Here is a 21,147-nt window from a genome sequence, read left to right as displayed (position 1 = left end):
GGGCTCACGGCAGCCGCTCGATGACGGTGGCGTTGGCCATGCCGCCGCCCTCGCACATCGTCTGGAGGCCGAACCGGCCGCCGGTGCGCTCCAGTTCGTGGAGCAGGGTGACCATCAGCTTCGCGCCGGAGGCGCCCAGCGGGTGGCCCAGGGAGATGCCGCCGCCGTTGACGTTGACCTTGGCCGGGTCGGCGCCGAGCTCGCGCTGCCAGGCCAGGACGACCGAGGCGAACGCCTCGTTGACCTCGAAGAGGTCGATGTCCTGCACGCTCAGGCCGGCCCGGTCCAAGACCCGGCGGGTGGCCGGGATGGGTCCGGTCAGCATCTCCACCGGGTCCGAGCCGACGACCGCCATGTGGCGGATCACCGCGCGGGGACGCAGCCCGAGCTCCCGTGCCTTGTCCGCGCTCATGATCAGCAGGGCGGCGGCGCCGTCGACGATCTGCGAGGAGTTGCCCGCGGTCACCCGGCCCTCGGGGACGAACGACGGCTTGAGACCGGCCAGTGCCTCGGGCGAGGTGGCCCGGATGCACTCGTCGGCGCCCAGGGTGCCGCCGGGCTCGCTGACCTCGCCCGTCTCCCGGTCGCGCACCTTGCGCGGCACCGGGACGATCTCGCGGTCGAACCGGCCCTCGTCCCGCGCGGCGGCGGCCCGCCGCTGGCTCAGCAGACCGTAGGCGTCGAGCTCCTCGCGGGTCAGCTCCCAGCGGTCGGCGACCAGTTCGGAGGAGACGCCCTGCGGGCCGAGGCCGCTGACCCCGTAGGCCTCGCGGTCGGCGTAGCGCTGCTGTGCCGCCTCGCCGTAGACGGCGCGGATGTCCCCGCCGGGGGCGTTGGAGAACATCGGCACCGTGGACATGGCCTCGATGCCGGCCGCGACGACCACGTCGCACACCCCGGACATCACGGCCTGGGCGGCGAAGTGCACGGCCTGCTGGGAGGAGCCGCACTGCCGGTCGATGGTGGTGGCCGGCACGGTCTCGGGCCAGCCCGCCGCCAGGACGGCGGTACGTCCGACGTTGGTGCTCTGCGGTCCTGCCTGGGTGACACAGCCCATGAACACGTCGTCGACGAGGGCGGGGTCGATGCCGCTGCGTTCCTGGAGGGCGATCAGGGTCTGGGCGACGAGCTCGGCCGGGTGCCAGCCGGACAGGGAACCGTGGCGCTTGCCCGAGGCGGTCCGGACCGCCTCGACGATGACTGCTTCGGGCATGGAAACCTCTTGGTGTGGGGCCGGGGCGCGGGGCGCCGCGGCCGGTTCGCGGGGGTGTCGGCTGCGGGGGTCTGCGGGCGGTCAGTGCCGTCCGGTGAAACCGCGCTCGGTCAGCCAGGAGGTGACGACGCCGATGGCCTCGGCCAGTTGGGGCCGCTGGTCCGGTCCGGCGTAGTAGTGGGTGGCGCCCGCGACCTCGTACAGCGTCCTGTCCGGGTGGCCGACCGCGTCGTAGAGGCGCCGGGTGTGGCTGGGCGTGCAGGCGTCGTCGGCGGTGTTGCCGATCACGAGGGTGGGGATCCGCAGGTCGGCCGCGCACTTGACGCCGTCGCCGTTGGCGTCGTCGTAGCTCCACTGGGAGAGCCAGCCGCGCAGGGTGTTGAAGCGGGCGAGGCCTACGGGGCCGTTGTTGACCACCTTCGGGTCGCCGAGGTAACACCGGCCGGGCGTACGGTCGTTGGGGTCGACGGTGGGGTCGAGCCAGCGCGGGTCGGCCATGGTGCCGTGCACGACGAAGCCGCGTTCCTCCAACTCCCGCCCGGAGGCGCGCAGCTCGGCGAGCTGCTGCTTGACCCACGCGGTGATCCTGCGGTTGCGGGCGATCTGGGCGGCCCGGTACCTGGTCAGGAACTCCTCGGTGTACGGCGGCTGGTTGGGGTTCTTCGGGTCGTACAGGTCGAGTTCCGGGTCGCGGACGTCGGGGTCGGACTCGTCCAGGATCGAGGCGTCCAGCCACTCGGTCATGGTGCCGTGCCGGCTGATGTGCGCGGCGAGCAGCATGATGCCGTCGGCCGGGATCAGGTCCAGCCGGGTCAGGTCCGGGCCGTCGCCCGCCGGGGTGGCGGTGACGGTGGGGTTCTGGGCCTGCTGCTGGTAGTAGAGCGACAGCGAGCCGCCCCCGCTCCAGCCGGCCAGCACGACCTTGGCGTAGCCGAGGCGCTCGCGGGCGTCGCGCACGCACGCGCCGAGGTCCTGGACGACCTTCTCCATGATCAGGGCGCTGTCGACGCCCCGGTAGCGGCTGCCGCAGTAGATGACGTGGTGGCCGGCCCTGGCGAGGCCGTTCATCATCGGCAGGTAGGCGCCGCCGCCGATCGGGTGCATGAACACGATGACGGTGTCGGACTCGACCTCCTTCGGCTTCAGGAGGTAGCTCTCCAGGGCGACCGTCGCGTTCGGGCCGCCGTAGGTGTCGCGGTAGGCCGAGGTGTCCTCGAACATCACCAGGTAGGGGATGCGGTCGTACGCGTGCTTCTTGGCTTCCGTGCTCATATCTGGATCTCCGGGTCTGCGGCGCCGGCTTCGGCCGCCGCGGTGAGGACCGCCTCGCTGGGTACCAGCCGTCGGCGGGTGTCGACGGCGATGATCTTCCATTCGACCCGGGTGTCCTTGTCGAAGCGGCGCCGGGAGCGCTCACGGGCCTTCTCGGCGGCCCCGTGGTGCGTGCCCTGCGGGGCGTGCGAGATCAGGCCGGGCGGCAGGTCGAGGCCGAAGACGCTGCCGCCGTGGAAGAAGGCGATCTCGTCGAAGTCGACGTTGCGGTGGTACCACGGGAAGCGTTCGGTGCCCGGCACGCTCTCGGCGGCCCTGGGCAGGAAGTTCATCACGTACACGCCGGTGGCCTGCATGAACAGGTGCACGGTGGGCGGCAGGTGCACGCTCGCGGAGGTGATCACGTTGTAGTCGTCGATGTTGAAGGTGAAGGGGAAGTTGTCGCCCCGCCAGCCTTCGGCGTCGCACGGGTCGTGCGGGTAGTAGATCGAGGTGTACTGACCCGAGTGGTACAGCCGTACCTCGTACTCGTCGCGGCCGTCGTCCTCGACCACGGCGGCCTCGGGGATCACCACGAGCGCGCTGTCGAAGGGGAAGTGCCGGCCGAGGACGCCCGCCGGCGGGACGCGGAACTCGTCGACCGCCTCGACGACCAGGACGCAGCTGCCGCCGTCGTCGGGGACCTGACGGTACGTGGTCGCCTTCGGGATGTAGACGTAGTCGCCGGGCCGGTAGGCCAGCGGGCCGAACTCGGTGACGAAGGTTCCGGTGCCCTGGTGCACGAAGTGCAGTTCGTCGCCGTCGACGTTGCGGACGTAGAACGGCATGGGCTCGGCGCGCATGCTCACCGAGATCCGGCAGTCGGCGTTGCTGAACATCAGCAGCGGTGCGCCGCTCGGGTCGTCCTTGTCGGCGGGGGTCAGCGCGCTCGCGGCGATGTCGACGCCGGTCAGCGGACCCACGCTGCGGTACCGCGTGGGGTCGTGGCGTCGGTAGAGGTGCGCCGTGCGGCCCTCGAACCCGCCACGGCCGAGCTCGTCGTCCTTGAGGCCTTCGAGGTCCGCGTGGATCCTGCGGGGCGTCACGCCTTTCCGCAGATGGGTGAATGACTCCACTGTGCCGCTCCCGTCTTGGTCCGGGGCGCCGGACGGTGTGCCGTCCCGCGCCCCGGAACCGAACTGCCGTACCGACTGATCGGTACATTAATCTGGCCGGATATTCCCGTCAATGGTGTGCTGGATCATCGCCGGCCGCGCCTCGGTCAGGCACGGACCGGCATTCCGCTCAATGCTCCGCCGACGCCGCCAGTCGCGCGTTCAGCGGTGCCGGGTCGACGTATTCCTCGATCCGGCGGATCTGCCGGTCGTCGCAGAAGACCCGGAGCATGGCCGGCATACGTATTCCCTCGCACCGTCCGCCGAGTTCGACGACGTGCTGCTGCACGAATCCGTCGTCCAGAACCGTCCGCCGCACATCCGTATATCGCAGCGGGCCGGCTTCGGCGGCGAGCCAGGAAAGGAGCCGCAGGCTTTCCACCCGCGTCTGGTCGACGTCGTCGTAGTTGTGCCAGACGGTCACGTCCGGGCTGTACAGCGCCTCCAGTTCCGCGAGGTCCCCGCGGGAGACCGCGGCGAAGAACCGGTCGGCGAGGGCAGGGACGCCCGCGCTCATGCCTGCTCGCCGTCCGGCTCGCCGGTGGGGCCGTAGTTGAGGCGCAGACCCGGCCGCGGCCAGTCCGCCTTGACCAGCTGTCCGGTGCTGGCCATGGTGATGTAGGCGGTCCGCAGGCCCTCGCCGCCCCAGCAGATGTTGGTGAGGCCGGGGTCGTTGTCGACGTCGATGTCGACGAACTCCACGAGTTCGCCCTGCGGGCTGACCACGGAGATGCCTGTGTGGACCATCGACGCGACGCAGAGGTTGCCGTCGGCCTCGATGCCGAGCCCGTCGAAGTTGGTGTAGTCCGGCGCCGTGTACAGGAAGTTGCCGCCGCCCGAACCTCCCACGGACAGCCCGCCCTTGATCTCGCCCGGAGCGGTGACCTCCCACCACCACACGCGTGCGGTGAAGGTCTCGTTGACGTACAGCCGCGTCCCGTCCGGGGAGAGCCCGATGCCGTTGGGGCCGTCCATCCCGCCGGTGAGCAACTTGATCGAGCTGCCGTCGGCGGCCGCGTAGAAGAGCCGGCCCTTGTCGCCCGTGACTCCGTCGCTCTTGCCGTAGTCGGTGAAGTACATGCCGCCGTGGGCGTCGAAGACCAGGTCGCTGGCGCTGCGCAGCGGCTGTCCGTCGCACTCGGTGTAGAGCGTCCCCACGGAACCGTCCGTGAGGTCGACCGCCTGGATGCTGCCGGTGACGTAGTCCGGGGCTATGCCGCCGGCCCAGGTGAAACCGCCGACCTCGAAGCCCAGCATGCCGCCGTTGTTGGTGACGTAGACCCGGCCGTCCGGGCCGAGGGCCGCGCCGTTGGGGCCGCCGCCCAGCTCGGCCACCACCGACGTGGTGCCGTCCGGGGTGATCCGGGTCAGCGTCCCGCGCAGCAGCTCCACGACCAGCACGTCACCGTTCGGGAGCGCGACGGGCCCCTCGGGGAACTTCAGTCCGGTGGCGAGAGTGGTGACATTCATGTGCTTTCCCTTCCCGTGATGTTCTGTCCAGCCGACTTCGTTTCTTTTTCCGTCGGGCCTTCATCGCAGTGCGAGGCCCGGCCGCGGCCAGTCCGCCTTCAGCAGCTTTCCGGTGCTGGAGGCGGTGATGTACGCGGTGTTCAGGTGCTTTCCTCCCCAGCAGATATTGGTGATTCCGGGGTCGTCGCCGACATTGATGTCGACGAATTCGACGAGATGGCCCTTCGGGCTGACCACCGAGATGCCCGCGTGGATCATCGACGCCACGCAGACGTTTCCTCCGGCCTCGACGCCGAGCGAGTCGAAGTTGGTGTAGTCCGGCGCCGTGTACAGGAAGTTGCCCCCGCCCGAACCGGCCAGGGAGAGACCGCCCCTGATGACTCCGGGGGCCGTGACCTCCCACCACCAGACCCGTGCGGTGTACGTCTCGGACACGTAGAGCCGCTTGCCGTCCGGCGAGAGGCCGATGCCGTTGGGACCGTCCATGCCGTCGGCCACCTTGCGGATCGAGGTGCCGTCGGCCGTGGCGTAGAAGAGCCGCCCCCGGTCGACGGTGGTCGCGCCGGTCTTGCCGTAGTCGGTGAAGTAGAAGCCGCCGTGGGCGTCGAAGACGAGGTCGTTCGGGCCGCGCAGCTGCTGTCCGCCGGCCTCGGTGTACAGCGTGCGCACCGACCCGTCGGCGAGGTCGACCACCTGGATGCTGCCGGTGACGTAACTCGCCGGTGTGCCGCCCGCGAACGTGAAGCCGCCGACCTGGAAGCCGTTCAGGCCGCCGTTGTTGGTGACGTAGACCCGGCCGTCCGGGCCGAGGGCCGCGCCGTTGGGGCCGCCGCCCAGCTCGGCCACCACCGACGTGGTGCCGTCCGGGGTGATCCGGGTCAGCGTCCCGCGCAGGACCTCGACGACGAGCACGTCACCGTTGGGGAGCGCGACGGGCCCCTCGGGGAACTTCAGCCCGGTCGCCAGGACGGTGACCTTCGGCTTGCGGCGCCTGGCCGGCCCGCCCGCGGCGGCGGCCGCGCCGACCGGACCCAGCACCGCGGCACCCGAGGCGCCCGCGGTCACCGCGGTCATACGTCCGATCAGGGACCGGCGCGAGAGCTGCCGCCGGGGCGGTGGTGTGCCCTGCCCGGGCTCCGCGGACTCTCCGGTTCTTTCCATGGCCAGCCGTCCTTTCGATGGATGGATCTCCTGGTGAACGCGGTACGAGGGTCACTCGCCGGGGGCGAACCGGTCCCGCAGGTCGTTCTTGCGGATCTTGCCGCTGACCGTCTTGGGCAGGGCGTCCGCGAAGAACACCTCGCGCGGCTGCTTGTACGCGGCGAGCCGGCTCCTGCACTGGGCCACGATGTCGTCCGCCGAGACCTCCTGCCCCTCCCTGCGGACCACGACGGCGGCCACCTTCTCGCCCCAGACCGGGTCCGGGAGACCGATGACAGCGGCCTCCGCGACCGCCGGGTGCTCGTAGAGAGCGTTCTCGACCTCGCTGGAGTAGACGTTCTCGCCACCGGTGATGATCATGTCCTTGGCCCGGTCGACGATGTAGAGGAAGCCCTCCTCGTCCTTGCGGGCGAGGTCGCCCGTGTGGAACCAGCCGTCGGCGAAGGCCTCTTCGGTCGCCTCGGGGTTGCCGTGGTACCCGACGGTGACCTGGTCGCCCCGGACGACGATCTCGCCCACCTCGCCGATCTCGCAGTCCTCGCCGTCGGGCCGCACCACGCGCACGTCCACCAGCGCCATCGGCTTGCCGACCGCGTCGAGCAGGTGCAGCTCGCCGTTCGCGGCCCGGATGTGGGCCGCCTTGTCGAGGGTCAGCATGTTCCCGGCCAGCTCGGTCATGCCCATGCCCGCGTACACGACGGGCCCGAACCGCTCGATCGTCCGCCGCAGCACGTCCACGGGGATCTTGGAGGCGCCGTAGCCCATCCACTCCAGACTGCTCAGGTCGTACTCGTCGATCCTGGGGTGGGCGAGCAGCATCGACATCATCGTCGGGGCGAAGCCGCCGCTGGTGACCCGGTGCTCCTGGACGAGCCGCATCCACTGCTCCGGGTCCCAGCCGGACATCATCAGCACGGTCCCGCCGTTGAACTGGTGCATCGGCGTGAGGTAGCCGGCCACATGGCACAGCGGCATCGCGTTCAGATAGGTGGTGTCCGCCGTCGGCTCGTAGGCGAGCACCGACTGGATCAGCGCGGTGTTGATGTTGCGGTGGGTGAGCTGGGCTCCCTTGGGGAATCCGGTGGTGCCGCTGGTGTAGAGCAGCCAGGCCACCTCGTCGTCGGTGACGCGTGCCTCGGGCTCGGTCGGCCGCCCCTCGGCCAGGAGGTCCTCGTAACTGCGCACCCCCGGCCGGGACCCGCCGATCACGACGATGTGCTCCACCGTCTCCAGGTCGCCGCGGTGGTCGGTGAGCGCGTCCAGGTAGCGCTCTTCGACCAGGACGACCCTGGCGCCGGAGTTGTTGAGGATCCACACCCATTCCTTCGGGTGCAGACGGTAGTTGAGCATGGTCAGCGCCATGCCCACGGCGGGGACGCCGTAGTAGGCCTCGACGTACTCGGGGTTGTTCTCGGACAGGATCGCGATCCTGTCCCCCCGCGAGGCGATGCCGAGGAGGGCGTTCGCCAGGCGCATCGCGCGCCCGTACAGCTCGGCGTAGGTGCGTGTGCCGGTGCCGTCCACCATGACAAGCGCGTCCTTGCCCGGAGTCCGCATCGCATTGCGACGCAGCACATCACTGATCAGCATGCCGTTCTTCCTCCTGGGTGTGGTGCGGACGAGGGCGCTCTCGCCCTCGCTCGTGGTCGCCGCCTGTCGAAGCGTCCGGGGAACTGCAGATGGGTTTCGCCGACCGTGTTCACGGGGCCGGGCGATTCCGCCGACCCCCGGCGGACGGCCCCTCCCCGCCGGGATCCGGCGGGTGGCCCCGGACCGGTGGCCCCGGACCGGTGGCCCCGGGCCGGTGACCCCGGGCCGGTGACCTCGGACCGGTGGCCCCGGGCCGGTGACCTCGGACCGGTGGCCTCTGACCTGTGGCCTCTGACCGGTCGGTCGGTCGCGGGCGGCGGTCCCGCCCGGGACGTCGTCCCGCCGGCCCGGCCCGCCGCCCGGTCGCGGTCCGTGCGGTCCGCCGACGTACGCCGTGCGCACCGCGCCGGGAGGCCGCTCCCGCGACCGTCCCGATTCTGTACCGTTCGGTCGGTACAGCGCATGTAACCACAGGGAATTCGGGTTCGTACAGACCTCGGAAGGCACCGCGCCGATCGATCCCGCAAGGCCTTCCGCGGACCGGGAATCCCCGTCCGGACAGGCCTGATCGCCGGTCGCGGTAGGGCTCCGCGGCGAGGCTTCGGGCAGGCAGGCGCGAGGCATGCCGGCGCACCGTGTGCCCGTGCGATCCTCAGCCGCGCAGGGTGCGCCGTCCGCTCACTCCTGCGGCTGCTGCTCCGTCAGATGACGCCGCAGCGAGGCGCGCGCCGCCAGTACGTGCGAGGCCATCACCGACTGCGCCCACAGTCCGTCGCGGGCGTCCATCGCGTCGACCAGCTCACGGTGCTGCCGCAGGCTGCGCCGCATCTCCTCGGGCGAGTAGTTGTGGAACGTGTGGCGCACCAGGGAGATCTCGATGACCCCGGAGATCAGGCCGGGCAGCAGCGCGTTGCCGGCCGCCCGGTGCAGCGCCCGGTGGAACTCCACGTTGAGCGCGGTGATCCGATCGTCGGCGTCCTCGCCGCCGGTCCCGGCCACCTCGTCCATCGCGTCGCACAGTGCGCGCATCTCCTCGACGAACGCCCCGGAGTCCTCGCGCTCGGCCGCGCAGCGCGCGGCATAGCCCTCGAGCAGCGCCCGTATCTCGAAGATGTCGTCGAGTCCGGCCGACCCCATCCCGGTCACCTGCGTACCCCGGTTGGGGTGCACCTCGACCAGGCCGTCGGCCTGCAGCCGGCGCAGCGCGTCGCGTACGGGGGTGCGGCTGACGTCGAGCGCGGTGGCGATGTTCTCCTCGCGCAGCCATGCTCCGGACGCGTACTCCCCCGTCAGGATGCGCCTGCGCAGTTCCTCGTAGACCCTCGCCGACGGTCTTGTCATCGTTCCCACTCCCGGTACGGCGCCGACCTGTGTGCTCCAGGACGCCGCCGTGCGCCGTCCGCCCTGAGGATCACCGCGTCGGCGCGGGAAATCGCCCGGCGCGCAGCAGCTGGCCCGGCAACGGCCTGCCGAGCACCTCGGTGATCCATGCCGCGGCGGACAACAGCGCGTCGAGGTCGACACCGGTGTCCACGCCTTGTCCTTCGAGCAGGTAGACGAGGTCCTCGGTCGCGATGTTACCGGTCGCGTCCGGAGCGAACGGGCAGCCCCCGATACCCGCGACGGAGCTGTCCAGGACCGACACGCCCGCCTCCAGTCCGGCGCAGGCGTTGGCGTAGCCGGTGTTGCGGGTGTTGTGCAGGTGCAGCCCGAGCGGGATGCCCAGCCGGGCCGCGCCGGTGACGAGCCGGGTCACCTGCCGTGGCACCCCGACGCCGATGGTGTCGGCGAAGACGAGTTCGTCGGCACCGGTGGCGGCGACCTGTCCGGCAAGGTCCAGGACCCGGCCGGGGTCCACCACCCCCTCGAACGGGCAGCCGAACGACGCGGCGAGGGTGACACTGACGCGACGGCCGTCGGCGTGGGCCGCGGCGACGATCTCGGCCACGTCCGCGACCGACTGTGCCACGCTGCGCCCCTGATTGCGCTGGTTGAACGACTCGGTGACGCAGAACGCCATCCGGGCCTCCGCACAGCGGGTCTGCGCGAGCCGCGCATAGCCGCGGGGGTTGAGCACCAGCGCGGCGTGGTCCACGCCGGCCACGGGCTTCACCATGGCGCAGACCTCCTCCGCACCGGCCATCCGCGGTACGCGCGCGGGGTTGACGAAGCTGGCGATCTCCACCCGGCGAAGGCCGGTGGAGGACAACCGGTCGACGAACTCGGCGCGCAGTCGCGGGCTCAGCTGCTCGGCTTCGTTCTGCAGGCCGTCGCGTGGGCCCACTTCACAGATTCTGACGGTCACGTGCTGTCTCCTTGTGCGGCCGGCGGGGCCTAGATGACGCCCTGCTCCCGGAGCCGGGCCCTGGCCTCGGTGTCCAGCCCGAGGATGCCGCCGTACACCTCGTCGTTGTGCTGTCCGAGTTCCGGACCGAGCGTGCGCACGGCACCCGGGGTCGCGGACAGCCTGGGGGCGACGTTCTGCATCGGGAACGAGCCCAGCTTGTCGTGCATCAGCCGGACGATCGCCTGCCGCGCCCTGAAGTGGGGGTCGGCGAGCATGTCCTCGGCCGTGTAGATCAGTCCGGCGGGTACGCCGTTGTCGTGCAGCCGGGCGAGCAGTTCCTCGGCGTCGAACCGCCGGGTCCACTCGGCGACCAGCTTGTCGAGTTCCTCCAGGTTCTCGCCGCGGGCGGCGTGCGTGCCGTACCGCTCGTCGGTCCGCAGCTCCGCCCGGTCCATCAGCTCGGCCAGCCGGTTGAAGACGGTGTCGCGGTTGGCGGCGATCAGGACGGCCGATCCGTCGCGGGTGGGGTAGACGTTGCTGGGGGCGACTCCCGGCAGGACCGAACCGGTGCGCTCGCGCCGCGATCCGGTGAGCTCCCACTCCGGCAGGACGGCCTCCATCAGCGCCAGTACGGCTTCGTAGATGGCCGAGTCGACGACCTGGCCCCGCCCGGTGTGCTCGCGGGAGTACAGGGCCATCACCGTGCCGAGCGCGGCGAACATGCCGGCCAGCGAGTCGCCGATCGAGATGCCGGTACGGCTGGGGGCCCGGTCGGGCTCGCCCGTGATGTACCGCAGGCCGCCCATCGCCTCGCCGATGGATCCGAATCCGGCGCGGCGCGAGTACGGGCCGTCCTGGCCGTACCCGGTGACCCGGGTGACCACCAGGCGCGGGTTGATCTCGGCCAGCTCGGCGGGCCCGAGCCCCCACCGCTCCAGCGTGCCGGGCCGGAAGTTCTCGATGAGGACGTCGGCGGTGGCGAGCACGTCCCGCAGGAGCTGCTGCCCTTCCGGCCGACGCAGATCACAGGTGATCGACTTCTTGTTCCGGGCGATCACCGGCCAGTTCAGCGAGAGCCCCTGCGGGAGCAGGCGCCCCCACTGCCGCATGGGATCGCCGCCGGCGGGATCCTCGGCCTTGATGACCTCGGCCCCGAAGTCGCCGAGCAGCTGCCCGCAGAACGGTCCCGCGATCAGCGAGCCGGTCTCGACCACCCGGACTCCGGCCAGCGGCCCCGGGGTGTTCCCGGCAGCGCCCGGGGGCGCCGTACGCGGGTCGTCACTCCGCTCGTCGTCAGGCATGCGATGTCCACCTCTCTCCCCTCGTGTACATCTCGACCGGTCGTCAGCTTGTACACAATCAGACCCGCAAGGCGGCGAGCTTTGCGCAGCACCGCGCCTCTGAACACGCACACTAACCATCGGTTGCGGGAAATGACAGAGAAATTGTGCTCAATTTTTCGCGTGGTGTCCTCGCGGACCTCGAGGCCGGAGCAGCCCCGGCCTCCTCCCGCCGGGGTGCCCGGCCGCCGGAGCGAAGCCTTCTGTTTGCGATCCCGCACGCAGATGCCAGCCTGGTTCGGGGGCCCGTCCGACCGTCACGCGAACTCGTTTCCTTGATCACCATCTGGCAGGAGAGAGCTGCAGGAGAGAGGGCGACATGAGGGCAACGTTCCTGTACAAGGCCGGTGACGTGCGCGTCCAGGACGCGCCGGACCCGGTGATCGAGCAGCCCACCGACGCCGTGGTGCGCGTCGTGCGCTCCTGTGTGTGCGGCAGCGATCTGCACCCGTACCACAACCTGGACGCCGCGGACGGGCCCGCCTCGATCGGGCACGAGTTCATCGGTGTCGTCGAGGAGCTCGGCCCGGAGGTGACCGGACTCGAACGGGGCGACCTGGTGGTCTCCCCGTTCGCCTTCGCCGACAACACCTGCGAGTACTGCCGCGAGGGCCTGCACACCTCCTGCCCCAACGGCGGCTGGTACGGCAACGGTGAGGTCGCGGGCGCCCAGGCCGAGGCGGTACGGGTGCCCCAGGCGCAGGGCACGCTGGTGAAGCTGCCCGCCGGGGTGGACGAGGGCCTGCTGCCGTCGCTGCTGACCCTGGCGGACGTGTACGGCACCGGGTACCACGCCGCCCGCCGGGCGCGCGTCGGGCCGGGCGACTCGGTCACCGTCATCGGTGACGGCGCGGTCGGACTGCTCGCGGTGCTGTCGGCCGCGCAGCTCGGCGCGGAGCGGATCATCCTCATGGGCCGCCACAAGGACCGTACCGACCTGGGCCGCTTCTTCGGCGCCACCGATGTCGTGGCCGAGCGCGGCGAGGAGGGCATCGCCCTGGTCCGCGAGATGACCGGCGGCCACGGCACCCGCGCGGTGCTGGAGGCGGTCGGGCACCTGCCGGCCTACGAGACGGCCGTCGGCGTGGTGCGCCCCGGCGGTGTGATCAGCCGGGTCGGGGTGCCGCAGTACGAGGACGCGCCGGTCGGCTTCGGCAGCCTCTTCGGCCCGAACGTCAGCCTGACCGGCGGACCGGCTCCGGTGCGCGCCTACATCGACGCCCTGCTGCCCGCCGTCCTGGACGGCTCGGTCGAGCCGGGGCGCGTCTTCGACCGCACCGTCACGCTGGACGAGGTGCCCGACGGCTATCGCGCGATGGACCGGCGCGAGGCGCTGAAAGTCATGATCACGTTCTGATCCGCGGACGTCCGCTCCTCCCGACCCGCTCGGCGAGTCCCCCGCCCGGCCCGCCGGGCAGCTCCCGCGCCCTACCCGCCGGGCAGTTCCTCCGTACGACCCGTCCGACGGGCGTGGTTCGTTCGGCCCGCGTCGGCTTGCCCGCCCGGTCGGGCCACGGTGGTGTTCAGGCAGAGACATCCCCCTGTCGACGCCTTGCCGGCGGAAGGACGGATCATGCGAATACCCCGGTCCGCGGCGGGCCGCCGCCGGCGCACCGCACCCCTTGCCGCGGTGCTCGTCTGCCTGACGGCGGTGACCCGGCCGGACGTCGCCGCGGCCGCGCCGCCGCTGCCCCCGGTGCCCGCCCCGCGGCTCGACTGGCGTCCCTGCGCATCGGCGAGCTCGTTCGACTGTGCGACCGCGAAGGTACCGCTCGACTACCGCGAACCCGGCAAGCGTTCGATCCGGCTGGCCGTGGTCAGACGGAAGGCGACCGGCCCCGGACAACGTATCGGCACCCTGTTCCTCAATCCCGGCGGCCCCGGCGGCCCCGGCACGCTGCAGATGCCGCAGTGGTACGAGTTCTTCCCGAAGGAGGTGCGGGAGAGGTTCGACATCGTCAGCTGGGACCCCCGGGGCGTCGGCGAGAGCACGGCGGTGCGCTGCTTCGACAGCGACCTGGCCTCCGTGGCCTGGCAGGCCCGCGTTCCGGCCGGTTTCCCCGTCGGCGCACGGGAACGGACGGCCTGGACGGCCGCGTACCGGGATCTGGCCCAGCGCTGTCTGAAGCGCGACCCGGAGCTCCTGCGCCATGTGTCGACCACCGACACCGCCCGGGACCTCGACCTGCTCCGGCGGTCGGTGGGCGACGCCCGGCTCACCTACCTCGGCACGTCCTACGGATCGTTCCTCGGCGCCACCTACGCCAACCTCTTCCCCGACCGGGTCCGCGCCATGGTCCTCGACGGCAACTTCGACCCTCGGGCCTGGTTCGGCGAAGGGACCGGCACGGGGGTCGAGACCGGGACCGGGACCGGCCTCACCACCTTCCAGCGCCTGGGCACGGACATCGGCGCGGCCGCCACCCTGGACCGGTTCCTCGGCCTGTGCGGTGCCGCCGCGCCCGCGGACTGCGCCTTCTCGGCCGGCAGCCCGGCGGCGACGCGCGACAAGTTCGCACAGCTGTCGAAGCGGCTGACCGAGCACCCGGTGGGTGGGTGGACGTTCGGCAGGACCATCGACGACCTGCTCACCAACCTGTACGTGGTCCACCCCGCGTGGTCCTGGGCGGCCACCCGGCTGGAGGACCTGTGGCAGGGCCGCGCGCTGCAACCCTCGCCTCCGCTGTTCCCGCAGCCGGCGAAGATGCCCTATCTGGGAGTGGAGCAGGCCGCCGCGGTGCTCTGCTCCGACAGCCCCAATCCGCGCGACCCGGCCGCCTACCAGGCCCTGGCGGAACTCGGCGCCCGCCGGGCGGGAGCAGCCGGACAGTTCTGGGCCTGGGCCTCGGAGGCCTGCGCCGAGTGGCCCGTCCGGGCCGCCGACAGCTACACCGGCCCCTGGAACATGCCCACGGCGCACCCCCTGCTGCTGGTGAACAACACCTACGACCCGGCCACTCCGTACCGGGGCGCGCAGGCGATGGCCACCCAGCTGGCCGACGCCCGGCTGCTGACCGTGGAAGGGTACGGGCACACCGTCCTGCTCAACCCCAGCACCTGCGCCAAGGAGTACGAGAGCCGCTATCTCGTCGACGGGATCCTCCCGCCGGCCGGTACGACGTGCCGATCGGACAACCCGCCCTTCGCCACCGGCAGACCGGAAGGCGGCAAGGTCGCCCCGCCACTTTCCACCGGCCGACCACAGGACGGTACGGCCACCCCGTCGCTCTCCGCCGTCAAGCCGCGGGGCGGTATGGACACCGGCGGAGGCGCGCTGGCCGGCGCCGTCGGCTGAGCACGCCCGCCTCGACCGGCCCCACAGCGGCAGGCTCGGAGTCCGGAGCTCTCAGGCGACCGGCTTCTCCCAGATCGAGACATGCCGGTCGCTGTCGCTGGTGAACGGCTCCCGCGTCCAGCCCTCCCAGCGCTCACGCGGCCGCAGTCCGGCGAGCCGGGCCATCAGGTCGAGTTCCGCGGGCCAGACGTACCGGAAGGGGATCGACCGGTACTCGCCCCGGCCGTCGGCCACTTCGACGTAGTTCGAACTCGTCGCCTGCGTGGCGACGTCGTAGATGTCGAAGGCCCAGCGGGTCGCACTCGTGTGGAACGGCACGACGGTCTGCCCGGCGGGCAGCTTGCGCAGTTCGGGGACCATCACCTCGACGACGAAACAACCGCCGGGTGCCAGGTGGGCCGCGGCGTTGCGGAAGCAGGCCACCTGCTCGTCCTGCGTCGTCAGGTTCATGATCGTATTGAAGAGCAGGTACACGACGGAGTACGTCCCCTCCGCCTTCGCCGTGGCGAAGTCGCCGACCGTGACGCCGATCGCGTCCCCGCCCGGCTTCGCGCGCAGCCGCGCGAGCATGGCCCGCGACAGGTCGATGCCGTGGACCGGCACTCCGCGGCGGGCCAGGGGCAGCGCGATGCGGCCCGTCCCGATGCCCAGTTCCAGCGCCCGGCCGGCCCCGGCCAGCTCCGCCAGGACGTCCACGGTCGCGTCCACGAGGGCCGGCTCGAACATCGCCGCCGACGACGTGTCGTAGTCCGCGGCCACACGTTCCCCGAAGTACCCGTCGTCATCGGTCATCGCGCGACCGTACTGCGGCCGCCGGGCGCGGCGCACCCGTTTTTCCTACGGGCCGGTCCCGTTCGCCGGGAGTTCCAGGTGCAGCTCGTAGCCGCCGTCGGCCGTAGGGCCGGCGGTCACCGTGCCGCCGAGGAGGGCGGCCCGCTGTTGCAGACCGACCAGCCCGTAGTGCGCGCTGGGCAGCGGCAGGGCGGCCCGGGTGGGCGCGGTGTTGGCGACGGTGACCTCGACGGTGTTGCCCTCGTGGCGGACGCACACCGTCGCGGTGGCGCCGGGAGCGTGTTTGCGGGTGTTGGTCAGCGCCTCCTGGACGGTGCGGTACACCGCGCGCTGGACGGCCGGCGGCAGCCCCCCGGGAACCTCCGTCGCCAACCGCACGTCGATGCCGCTGCTGCCGACCAGCTGCTCCAGGTCGGCCAGGGACGGCTGCGGGGTCAGTTCGGCGGGGCGCCCGCCGGAGGCGCGCAGGACACTGACCATGTGGCGCAGCTCGTCGAGGGTCTGGACACTGAGCCGCCGGATGGTGCCGGCCGCCTCCTTGGCCTCCACGTCCTGGGTGCCGACCTGGAGCGCCCCGGCCCGTACCGCGATCAGACTGACCTGGTGGGAGACCACGTCGTGCATCTCCCGGGCGAGCTGGGCGCGCTCCCTGGCCAGGACCGCCTGGGCGGTCAGCAACTGCTCGTGGTCCCGGGCCTCGGAGATCTCGGCGAGCCGCAGCGACAGGTCGCGCCGGGTCTGGACGAGCTGGCCGAGGAAGACCGGCGCGGCCGCCGTCGCCCCGGTGTAACCAAGGGTGATCAAAGTGGTGCCCCGGGTCAGATCCAGGCCCGGGGAGGGCCACGAGCTCACGTCCCCCAGGGTGAACAGCAGGGCGCAGACGCCCAGGAGCGTGCGGTGCCGGGTGATCGAGGCGAGCGAGTACAGCGCGATCAGCGAGGCGATGACCGCGTCGGAGAGCAGGACGGCCGGGAGGGTGAGCAGGAAGGTCAGCAGCGGCAGGCGGCGGCGCAGGATCAGGGCGAGGGCGGCGCCGAGGGCACAGGCCATGCGCACCCAGGCCTCGGGATCCCAGTGCGCCCAGACGTCGAGCAGCGCGACCCCGACCGGTACGGCGTCCAACAGCACCGGGGGCGGTCGACGCGGCACCCTCAAAGGGGTTCACCGTCCTCCCGCAGCAGGCCCGCCCGCTGGGCCAGCAGGGCCGCCTGGACCCGTCCGCCCACCTGCAGTTTGGTGAGGATGGCGCTCACATGGTCCTTCACGGTGCCCGTGCTCAGGTAGAGCCGGGTGGCGATGTCGGCGTTGGACAGCCCTTCGGCGATGAGGACGAGCACCGCCCGCTCACGGTCGGTGAGACGGTCGAGGCCGCCGACGCAGCGTTCCTGGGAACCGGCGTCCAGAAAGCCCGCCACCACGGTCCGGGTGACCTTGGCCGACAGTACGGTGCCGCCCTCGGCCAGGGAGCGCACCATGAACGGCAGCTCCTCGGGGTCGGTGTCCTTGAGCAGGAAGCCCGCGGCGCCCGAGCGCAGCGCCGTCGCCACGTACTCGTCCATGTCGAACGTCGTGAGCATGGCCACGACCGGAGGGTCGGGGAGCCTGCGGAGCTCTGCCAGGACGGTCAGGCCGTCCACGTCCGGCATCCGGATGTCCAGCAGGACGACGTCGGGAGCGGTCTCCCGCGCGGTGTGCAGTGCCTGGGCGCCGGGCACCGCCGCGACGACCTCGATGTCGTCGGCCGTGTCGAGGATCCGCTGGAAGCCCATGCGGATCAGAGCCTCGTCGTCGACCACCAGTACCCGGATCACGCGTGCTCCACTCACGGACGGACCACTGTCCGATTCGTACCACGTCGGCGGGCACTCCGCCCGGTACCGGACCCCGGATCCCGGCCCCGGTCCGAGATCCGGGGTCCGTCCGGACCGGCCGACGGGCGCCGCGGGACCAGCCAGTCGGCGGGGTCGGTCCGGACATCTGCCGGATGGCTGCCGCCCGCCGCGCGCACGCAACCTTGGACACATGACACACGACGCACCGTCGGCCGTGGCGTTGAGCGCGCCCCCGGCGGACGCCGGATCGGCCGTCTCGCCGTCGACGGGCCGGCTGATCGGAATCGACCTGGCCCGCGGTCTGGCGATCGTCGGCATGTTCGCCGTGCACCTGGGCCCCGACCCGTCGGTGGGCGGGCCGGACGGCTGGCTGCTGGAGGTGGCGGGCGGCCGCTCCTCCGCCCTCTTCGCCGTGCTGGCGGGCTTCACCCTGGTGCTGCTGACGGGCCGGCCGCGGTCCCGGACCGGGCGGGCCGGACGGCAGGCGATGGGCCGTGTGCTCATCCGCGCTGCCGTACTGATGGCCCTCGGATACGCGCTGACCGCCCTGGACACCCCGGTCGACGTGATCCTGTCCTATTACGGGCTGCTGTTCGTCCTCGCCCTGCCGTTCCACCGGCTGCGGGCACGCACCCTGGCCGCCGTCGCCGCGGCGGGCGCGATCGTCCTGCCGCTGGCCCTGTACCTGCTGCGGTCCGCCGCCTGGCGCGGGGGCTGGTCCCACACCGTCGTCGCCCACGACCCCCTGGCCCGGGTCACCGGCACGGACGGGTTCGTCGGTCTGTTCGTCACGGGTGACTACCCGGTCCTGACCTGGTTCCCGTTCATCGTCGCGGGCATGGCCCTGGCCAAGACCGACCTCACCCGGCCCCGCGCGCTGGCCGGGACCGCGGCCTGCGGCGTCGCCCTGGCGGTGGCCGGATACGGCGGGTCGTGGCTTGCCCTGCATCTGGTGCCGGGCGCCCGGGCCGCGGTGAGCGCCGCCGTGGGCGGCGGTCCGGCCGGATCCGCCTGGTGGTCCGACGCCGTCGGCGGGCCCCCGCTGCCCGGCAGGCCCGCCTGGCTGCTGGTGGCCTCCCCGCACAGCGAGACGACCGGGTCCATCGTGGGCAACACCGGGGTCGCGCTGGTGGTCGTCGCGGCCTGCCTGCTCGCCACCGCCCGCCTCGCGCGGGTACGGCGGCTCGGTGCCCCGGTGATCGCGCTCGGTTCCGTGTCCCTGTCCGCCTACGTCGGCCACATCGTGGCCATCAAGGCCTTCGGCATCGGCGACGACATGTCCGACGCGGAGTCCGCCGCGGTCCTCGTCGCCTTCGTCACCGTGGCCATGCTCCTGGCCCTGGCCTGGACCCGCCGCTTCCGGCGCGGCCCGCTGGAGTACGCCATGCACACCGCCACCACACCCGCCCAGCTCATCCAATAGCCGACGGTGCAGCGTCCGACCATGCAACGTGGCACGGAAGTCGAGGAGGTCAGACGAATGACGACGTGTCTGACGTTTCTGAGTGCGACCGCCGAGGAGACCACCGGGGTCTTCGGCGACCCGTTCTCCCTCGCGAGCGGCCCGCTGCGGACCGCCGCCTCCCCGCACCCGGGGTTCCCGGCCTACTCACTGGCCGTACGGGGACCTTCGGCGCGCTGCGCGCGGACCGCCGGCGCCCTCGGTCTGGAGACCGTGCCCGAACCCGCCCTGCGGGACTTCGACTACGGGCGCTGGTACGGCCGCACGGTGGCCGATGTCGTCGCCGAGGACCCCCACGGCTACTCGGCCTGGCTCACCGATCCGGACGCCGCGCCGCACGGCGGCGAGTCGGTCCGCGATCTCTGCGAGCGCACCGCCCGCTGGCTGGACGCTCTGCCGTCCGACACCGACCGGGCCCTGGCCATCGTCGAACCGTCCGTCGTCCGGGGCGCGCTCGTGCATGCCTTCTCGGTCCCCGCGAGAGCCTTCCGCCATCTCGACCTGCCCTGCCCGCCCGCCGTCGTCTCCCTGATCCTGCGCGGCGACGGCTGGCACGTCCGCTACGGCCACGGAAGCGCGTCCGAGGTCCATCAGGCGGCCCCGGACGAGCCGATGTCCTCGGCCCCGGCCCGCCCGGCGGACCGGCGGACGGCCGGGCGGGAGTACACGGGCGGCACCTACGGCCCCGTCGCCTGACCGTCGCCCGGCCGCCTGGAACGACACGGCAGGTGCGACGCGCCAGGAACGGTTCGGCAGAGGCGGATCGGCCGGGGCGGTGGGCTGCGCCGTACCCGCAGACCGTACGGCGCAGCCCGCGAGCCTGCTGGGTATGGTGTGGGCGGTCCGGCGGTCCGGCCGTGCCCGGCGAAGGGCGGCCGCGCTCCCGGACATCCGCACCACGGCCGGCGAGGCCGCGAACAACGAGGAGTTCCGTGAGCGAGACCCAGGTCGTCACCGCGCCCCGACCCCTGACGCTGGACGACGGCCGACCCGCCGCCGCGGCCTGGTCGCTCGACCCCGGCATGCTCCACCTCAACCACGGCTCCTTCGGCGCCGTCCCCTTGGTCGCCCAGCGACGGCAGAACGAACTTCGGGCCGAGATGGAGGGCGCCCCCGTCGTCTGGTTCCGGGACCTGACCGAGCGGATCGCCGCCACCCGCACCGAGATCGCCGGGCACCTCCGCGTCGACGCCGCGGACCTGGCGCTCGTGCCGAACGCCAGCGCGGGGGCGAGCGTCGTGTACGCGGCCCTGGCCGCGCACCCCGGCAAGGACATCGTCGTCACCGACCACGGCTACGGCGCCGTCACCATGGGCGCCGAGCGCCTCGCCCGTCGCTGGGGCGGCCGGGTGCGCACGGCGCACGTACCGCTGGCGGCCGACGCGGACCAGGCGTACCGGGCGGTGATGTCCGAAGTGGACGACCGGTGCGCCCTCGTGGTCCTCGACCAGATCACCTCGGCCACCGCCCGCAGGCTGCCGGTCGAGCGGATCGCGGCCGAGGTCGCCCGGCACGACGGCATCACGCTGCTGGTGGACGGCGCACACGCCCCCGGGCTCCTGCCCGCCCCGTTGGAGGGGCTGGAGTGCGGCGACGCCTGGGTCGGCAACCTCCACAAGTGGGGCTGCGCGCCCCGCGGCACGGCCGCTCTCGTGGCCCGCGGCCCACTGCGCGAGCACCTGCATCCGCTGATCGACTCGTGGAGCGCCGCCGAGCCGTTCCCGAACCGTTTCGACCAGCAGGGCACGCTCGACGCCACCGGCCCCCTGGCGGCGCCGGTGGCGTCGGAGTTCGTCGGGCGCACCTGGGGCTGGGAGACCGCCCGCGGTTACATGGACGAACTGGCCGACTACGGGGCCCGCGTGATCGGTGCCGCGTTCGGCGGCCCGGCGGGCGGTGCGGTGGAGAGCGTCGACGTCGGCATGCCCGTACCGGGGATGCGGCTGGTCCGGATTCCCGAGGGGCTGGGGACCACGCGTCTTGCGGCCGACGCGCTGCGCGACCGTGCCACCGTCGAACTGGGTGTGGAGTGCGCCTTCACCAGCTTCGGCGGGGTCGGCTACCTGCGGCTGTCCGCGCATGTCTACAACACGCCCGACGACTACGACCGCTTCGCGCAGACCTGCGTACCGGTCCTGGAGGACTGGGGCCGCGAGGCCCGCCGGGCGCGCGCCTGAGAGCTCCCTGTCGCGAGCCGGTGACCCGCCATGCCGGGTCCCTCGTGCACCGTGACCGCGACCGGTGCCCGGGTCCGCGGCCGGTGCCCGGGTCCGCGGGCC

The 21,147-nt window shown here is 72.2% G+C and carries 18 protein-coding genes; 5 read left to right on the top strand and 13 right to left on the bottom strand.

The window, feature by feature from the left end:
- Positions 1–4: 4 nt before the first annotated feature.
- The 10 genes from ACZ7OY_RS38845 to ACZ7OY_RS38800 all read right to left on the bottom strand — a co-directional run bounded on the left by ACZ7OY_RS38845 (position 5) and on the right by ACZ7OY_RS38800 (position 11,448).
- On the bottom strand, positions 5–1,213 hold the full coding sequence (locus tag ACZ7OY_RS38845) for a thiolase family protein (RefSeq protein WP_472250291.1): 1,209 nt from the start codon (positions 1,211–1,213) through the stop codon (positions 5–7).
- Positions 1,214–1,294: 81 nt separating this feature from the next.
- A complete protein-coding gene (locus ACZ7OY_RS38840) occupies positions 1,295–2,485 on the bottom strand; it encodes an alpha/beta hydrolase family protein (RefSeq protein WP_472250290.1) in 1,191 nt (396 codons plus the stop codon).
- Positions 2,482–3,600, bottom strand: a complete 1,119-nt coding sequence (locus tag ACZ7OY_RS38835; RefSeq protein ID WP_472250289.1) for a homogentisate 1,2-dioxygenase — start codon at positions 3,598–3,600, stop codon at positions 2,482–2,484. Before ACZ7OY_RS38835 ends, ACZ7OY_RS38840 begins: the two co-directional genes overlap by 4 nt.
- Positions 3,601–3,769: 169 nt before the next feature.
- Positions 3,770–4,156, bottom strand: a complete 387-nt coding sequence (locus tag ACZ7OY_RS38830; RefSeq protein ID WP_472250288.1) for a nuclear transport factor 2 family protein — start codon at positions 4,154–4,156, stop codon at positions 3,770–3,772.
- Positions 4,153–5,109 (bottom strand): SMP-30/gluconolactonase/LRE family protein, encoded by a 957-nt coding sequence (locus ACZ7OY_RS38825; RefSeq protein WP_472250287.1) that lies wholly within the window; start codon positions 5,107–5,109, stop codon positions 4,153–4,155. Before ACZ7OY_RS38825 ends, ACZ7OY_RS38830 begins: the two co-directional genes overlap by 4 nt.
- Before the next feature lie 60 nt (positions 5,110–5,169).
- Complete coding sequence (locus ACZ7OY_RS38820; RefSeq protein ID WP_472250286.1) at positions 5,170–6,270, bottom strand: SMP-30/gluconolactonase/LRE family protein; 1,101 nt, start codon at positions 6,268–6,270, stop codon at positions 5,170–5,172.
- 51 nt (positions 6,271–6,321) lie between these two features.
- Complete coding sequence (locus ACZ7OY_RS38815) at positions 6,322–7,860, bottom strand: class I adenylate-forming enzyme family protein (protein ID WP_472250285.1); 1,539 nt, start codon at positions 7,858–7,860, stop codon at positions 6,322–6,324.
- A 678-nt stretch (positions 7,861–8,538) separates the two neighbouring features.
- Complete coding sequence (locus ACZ7OY_RS38810) at positions 8,539–9,201, bottom strand: GntR family transcriptional regulator (RefSeq protein WP_472250284.1); 663 nt, start codon at positions 9,199–9,201, stop codon at positions 8,539–8,541.
- A 70-nt stretch (positions 9,202–9,271) separates the two neighbouring features.
- A complete protein-coding gene (locus ACZ7OY_RS38805; RefSeq protein ID WP_472250283.1) occupies positions 9,272–10,165 on the bottom strand; it encodes a hydroxymethylglutaryl-CoA lyase in 894 nt (297 codons plus the stop codon).
- Between the two features lie 29 nt (positions 10,166–10,194).
- Positions 10,195–11,448, bottom strand: a complete 1,254-nt coding sequence (locus tag ACZ7OY_RS38800) for a CaiB/BaiF CoA transferase family protein (protein WP_472250282.1) — start codon at positions 11,446–11,448, stop codon at positions 10,195–10,197.
- A 358-nt stretch (positions 11,449–11,806) separates the two neighbouring features.
- On the opposite strand from ACZ7OY_RS38800, the gene ACZ7OY_RS38795 reads away from it, so the two are divergent.
- Together ACZ7OY_RS38795 and ACZ7OY_RS38790 are read left to right on the top strand one after the other, a co-directional pair.
- Positions 11,807–12,844, top strand: a complete 1,038-nt coding sequence (locus ACZ7OY_RS38795; protein ID WP_472250281.1) for an alcohol dehydrogenase catalytic domain-containing protein — start codon at positions 11,807–11,809, stop codon at positions 12,842–12,844.
- 216 nt (positions 12,845–13,060) lie between these two features.
- On the top strand, positions 13,061–14,782 hold the full coding sequence (locus ACZ7OY_RS38790; protein WP_472250280.1) for an alpha/beta hydrolase: 1,722 nt from the start codon (positions 13,061–13,063) through the stop codon (positions 14,780–14,782).
- A 51-nt stretch (positions 14,783–14,833) separates the two neighbouring features.
- Here ACZ7OY_RS38790 and ACZ7OY_RS38785 read toward each other — a convergent pair whose 3' ends face one another.
- From ACZ7OY_RS38785 to ACZ7OY_RS38775, 3 genes are read right to left on the bottom strand one after another with little or no spacing between them, the layout of a single operon-like run.
- Positions 14,834–15,574 (bottom strand): class I SAM-dependent DNA methyltransferase, encoded by a 741-nt coding sequence (locus ACZ7OY_RS38785; RefSeq protein ID WP_472250279.1) that lies wholly within the window; start codon positions 15,572–15,574, stop codon positions 14,834–14,836.
- A gap of 45 nt (positions 15,575–15,619) precedes the next feature.
- Positions 15,620–16,723 carry a sensor histidine kinase gene (locus ACZ7OY_RS38780; protein WP_472250278.1) on the bottom strand — a complete coding sequence of 368 codons (1,104 nt, stop codon included), beginning with the start codon at positions 16,721–16,723 and terminating at the stop codon, positions 15,620–15,622.
- Positions 16,724–16,725: 2 nt separating this feature from the next.
- Positions 16,726–17,385, bottom strand: coding sequence for a response regulator (locus tag ACZ7OY_RS38775; protein ID WP_472250277.1), 660 nt, complete (start codon positions 17,383–17,385; stop codon positions 16,726–16,728).
- A gap of 211 nt (positions 17,386–17,596) precedes the next feature.
- Here ACZ7OY_RS38775 and ACZ7OY_RS38770 point away from each other — a divergent pair, with 211 nt between their 5' ends.
- The 3 genes from ACZ7OY_RS38770 (at position 17,597) to ACZ7OY_RS38760 (ending at position 21,045) form a co-directional block, all read left to right on the top strand.
- Positions 17,597–18,829 carry a DUF418 domain-containing protein gene (locus ACZ7OY_RS38770; RefSeq protein WP_472250276.1) on the top strand — a complete coding sequence of 411 codons (1,233 nt, stop codon included), beginning with the start codon at positions 17,597–17,599 and terminating at the stop codon, positions 18,827–18,829.
- 57 nt (positions 18,830–18,886) lie between these two features.
- Complete coding sequence (locus ACZ7OY_RS38765) at positions 18,887–19,564, top strand: histidine phosphatase family protein (protein ID WP_472250275.1); 678 nt, start codon at positions 18,887–18,889, stop codon at positions 19,562–19,564.
- A gap of 236 nt (positions 19,565–19,800) precedes the next feature.
- Positions 19,801–21,045 carry an aminotransferase class V-fold PLP-dependent enzyme gene (locus tag ACZ7OY_RS38760; protein ID WP_472250274.1) on the top strand — a complete coding sequence of 415 codons (1,245 nt, stop codon included), beginning with the start codon at positions 19,801–19,803 and terminating at the stop codon, positions 21,043–21,045.
- Positions 21,046–21,147: the final 102 nt, after the last annotated feature.

The organism is Streptomyces sp. NPDC107559 (assembly GCF_055657365.1).
The sequence above is the reverse complement of the archived record's forward strand: the minus strand, read 5'-3'. Positions and strand labels throughout refer to the sequence as shown.

What these genes read in the sequence shown, in the direction of transcription:
- ACZ7OY_RS38825 (WP_472250287.1), bottom strand. Translation starts at nt 5,109, where the DNA reads ATGAATGTCACCACTCTCGCCACCGGACTGAAGTTCCCCGAGGGGCCC.
- ACZ7OY_RS38765 (WP_472250275.1), top strand. Translation starts at nt 18,887, where the DNA reads ATGACGACGTGTCTGACGTTTCTGAGTGCGACCGCCGAGGAGACCACC.
- ACZ7OY_RS38845 (WP_472250291.1), bottom strand. Translation starts at nt 1,213, where the DNA reads ATGCCCGAAGCAGTCATCGTCGAGGCGGTCCGGACCGCCTCGGGCAAG.
- ACZ7OY_RS38815 (WP_472250285.1), bottom strand. Translation starts at nt 7,860, where the DNA reads ATGCTGATCAGTGATGTGCTGCGTCGCAATGCGATGCGGACTCCGGGC.
- ACZ7OY_RS38820 (WP_472250286.1), bottom strand. Translation starts at nt 6,270, where the DNA reads ATGGAAAGAACCGGAGAGTCCGCGGAGCCCGGGCAGGGCACACCACCG.
- ACZ7OY_RS38840 (WP_472250290.1), bottom strand. Translation starts at nt 2,485, where the DNA reads ATGAGCACGGAAGCCAAGAAGCACGCGTACGACCGCATCCCCTACCTG.
- ACZ7OY_RS38770 (WP_472250276.1), top strand. Translation starts at nt 17,597, where the DNA reads ATGACACACGACGCACCGTCGGCCGTGGCGTTGAGCGCGCCCCCGGCG.
- ACZ7OY_RS38785 (WP_472250279.1), bottom strand. Translation starts at nt 15,574, where the DNA reads ATGACCGATGACGACGGGTACTTCGGGGAACGTGTGGCCGCGGACTAC.
- ACZ7OY_RS38830 (WP_472250288.1), bottom strand. Translation starts at nt 4,156, where the DNA reads ATGAGCGCGGGCGTCCCTGCCCTCGCCGACCGGTTCTTCGCCGCGGTC.
- ACZ7OY_RS38800 (WP_472250282.1), bottom strand. Translation starts at nt 11,448, where the DNA reads ATGCCTGACGACGAGCGGAGTGACGACCCGCGTACGGCGCCCCCGGGC.
- ACZ7OY_RS38810 (WP_472250284.1), bottom strand. Translation starts at nt 9,201, where the DNA reads ATGACAAGACCGTCGGCGAGGGTCTACGAGGAACTGCGCAGGCGCATC.
- ACZ7OY_RS38790 (WP_472250280.1), top strand. Translation starts at nt 13,061, where the DNA reads ATGCGAATACCCCGGTCCGCGGCGGGCCGCCGCCGGCGCACCGCACCC.
- ACZ7OY_RS38795 (WP_472250281.1), top strand. Translation starts at nt 11,807, where the DNA reads ATGAGGGCAACGTTCCTGTACAAGGCCGGTGACGTGCGCGTCCAGGAC.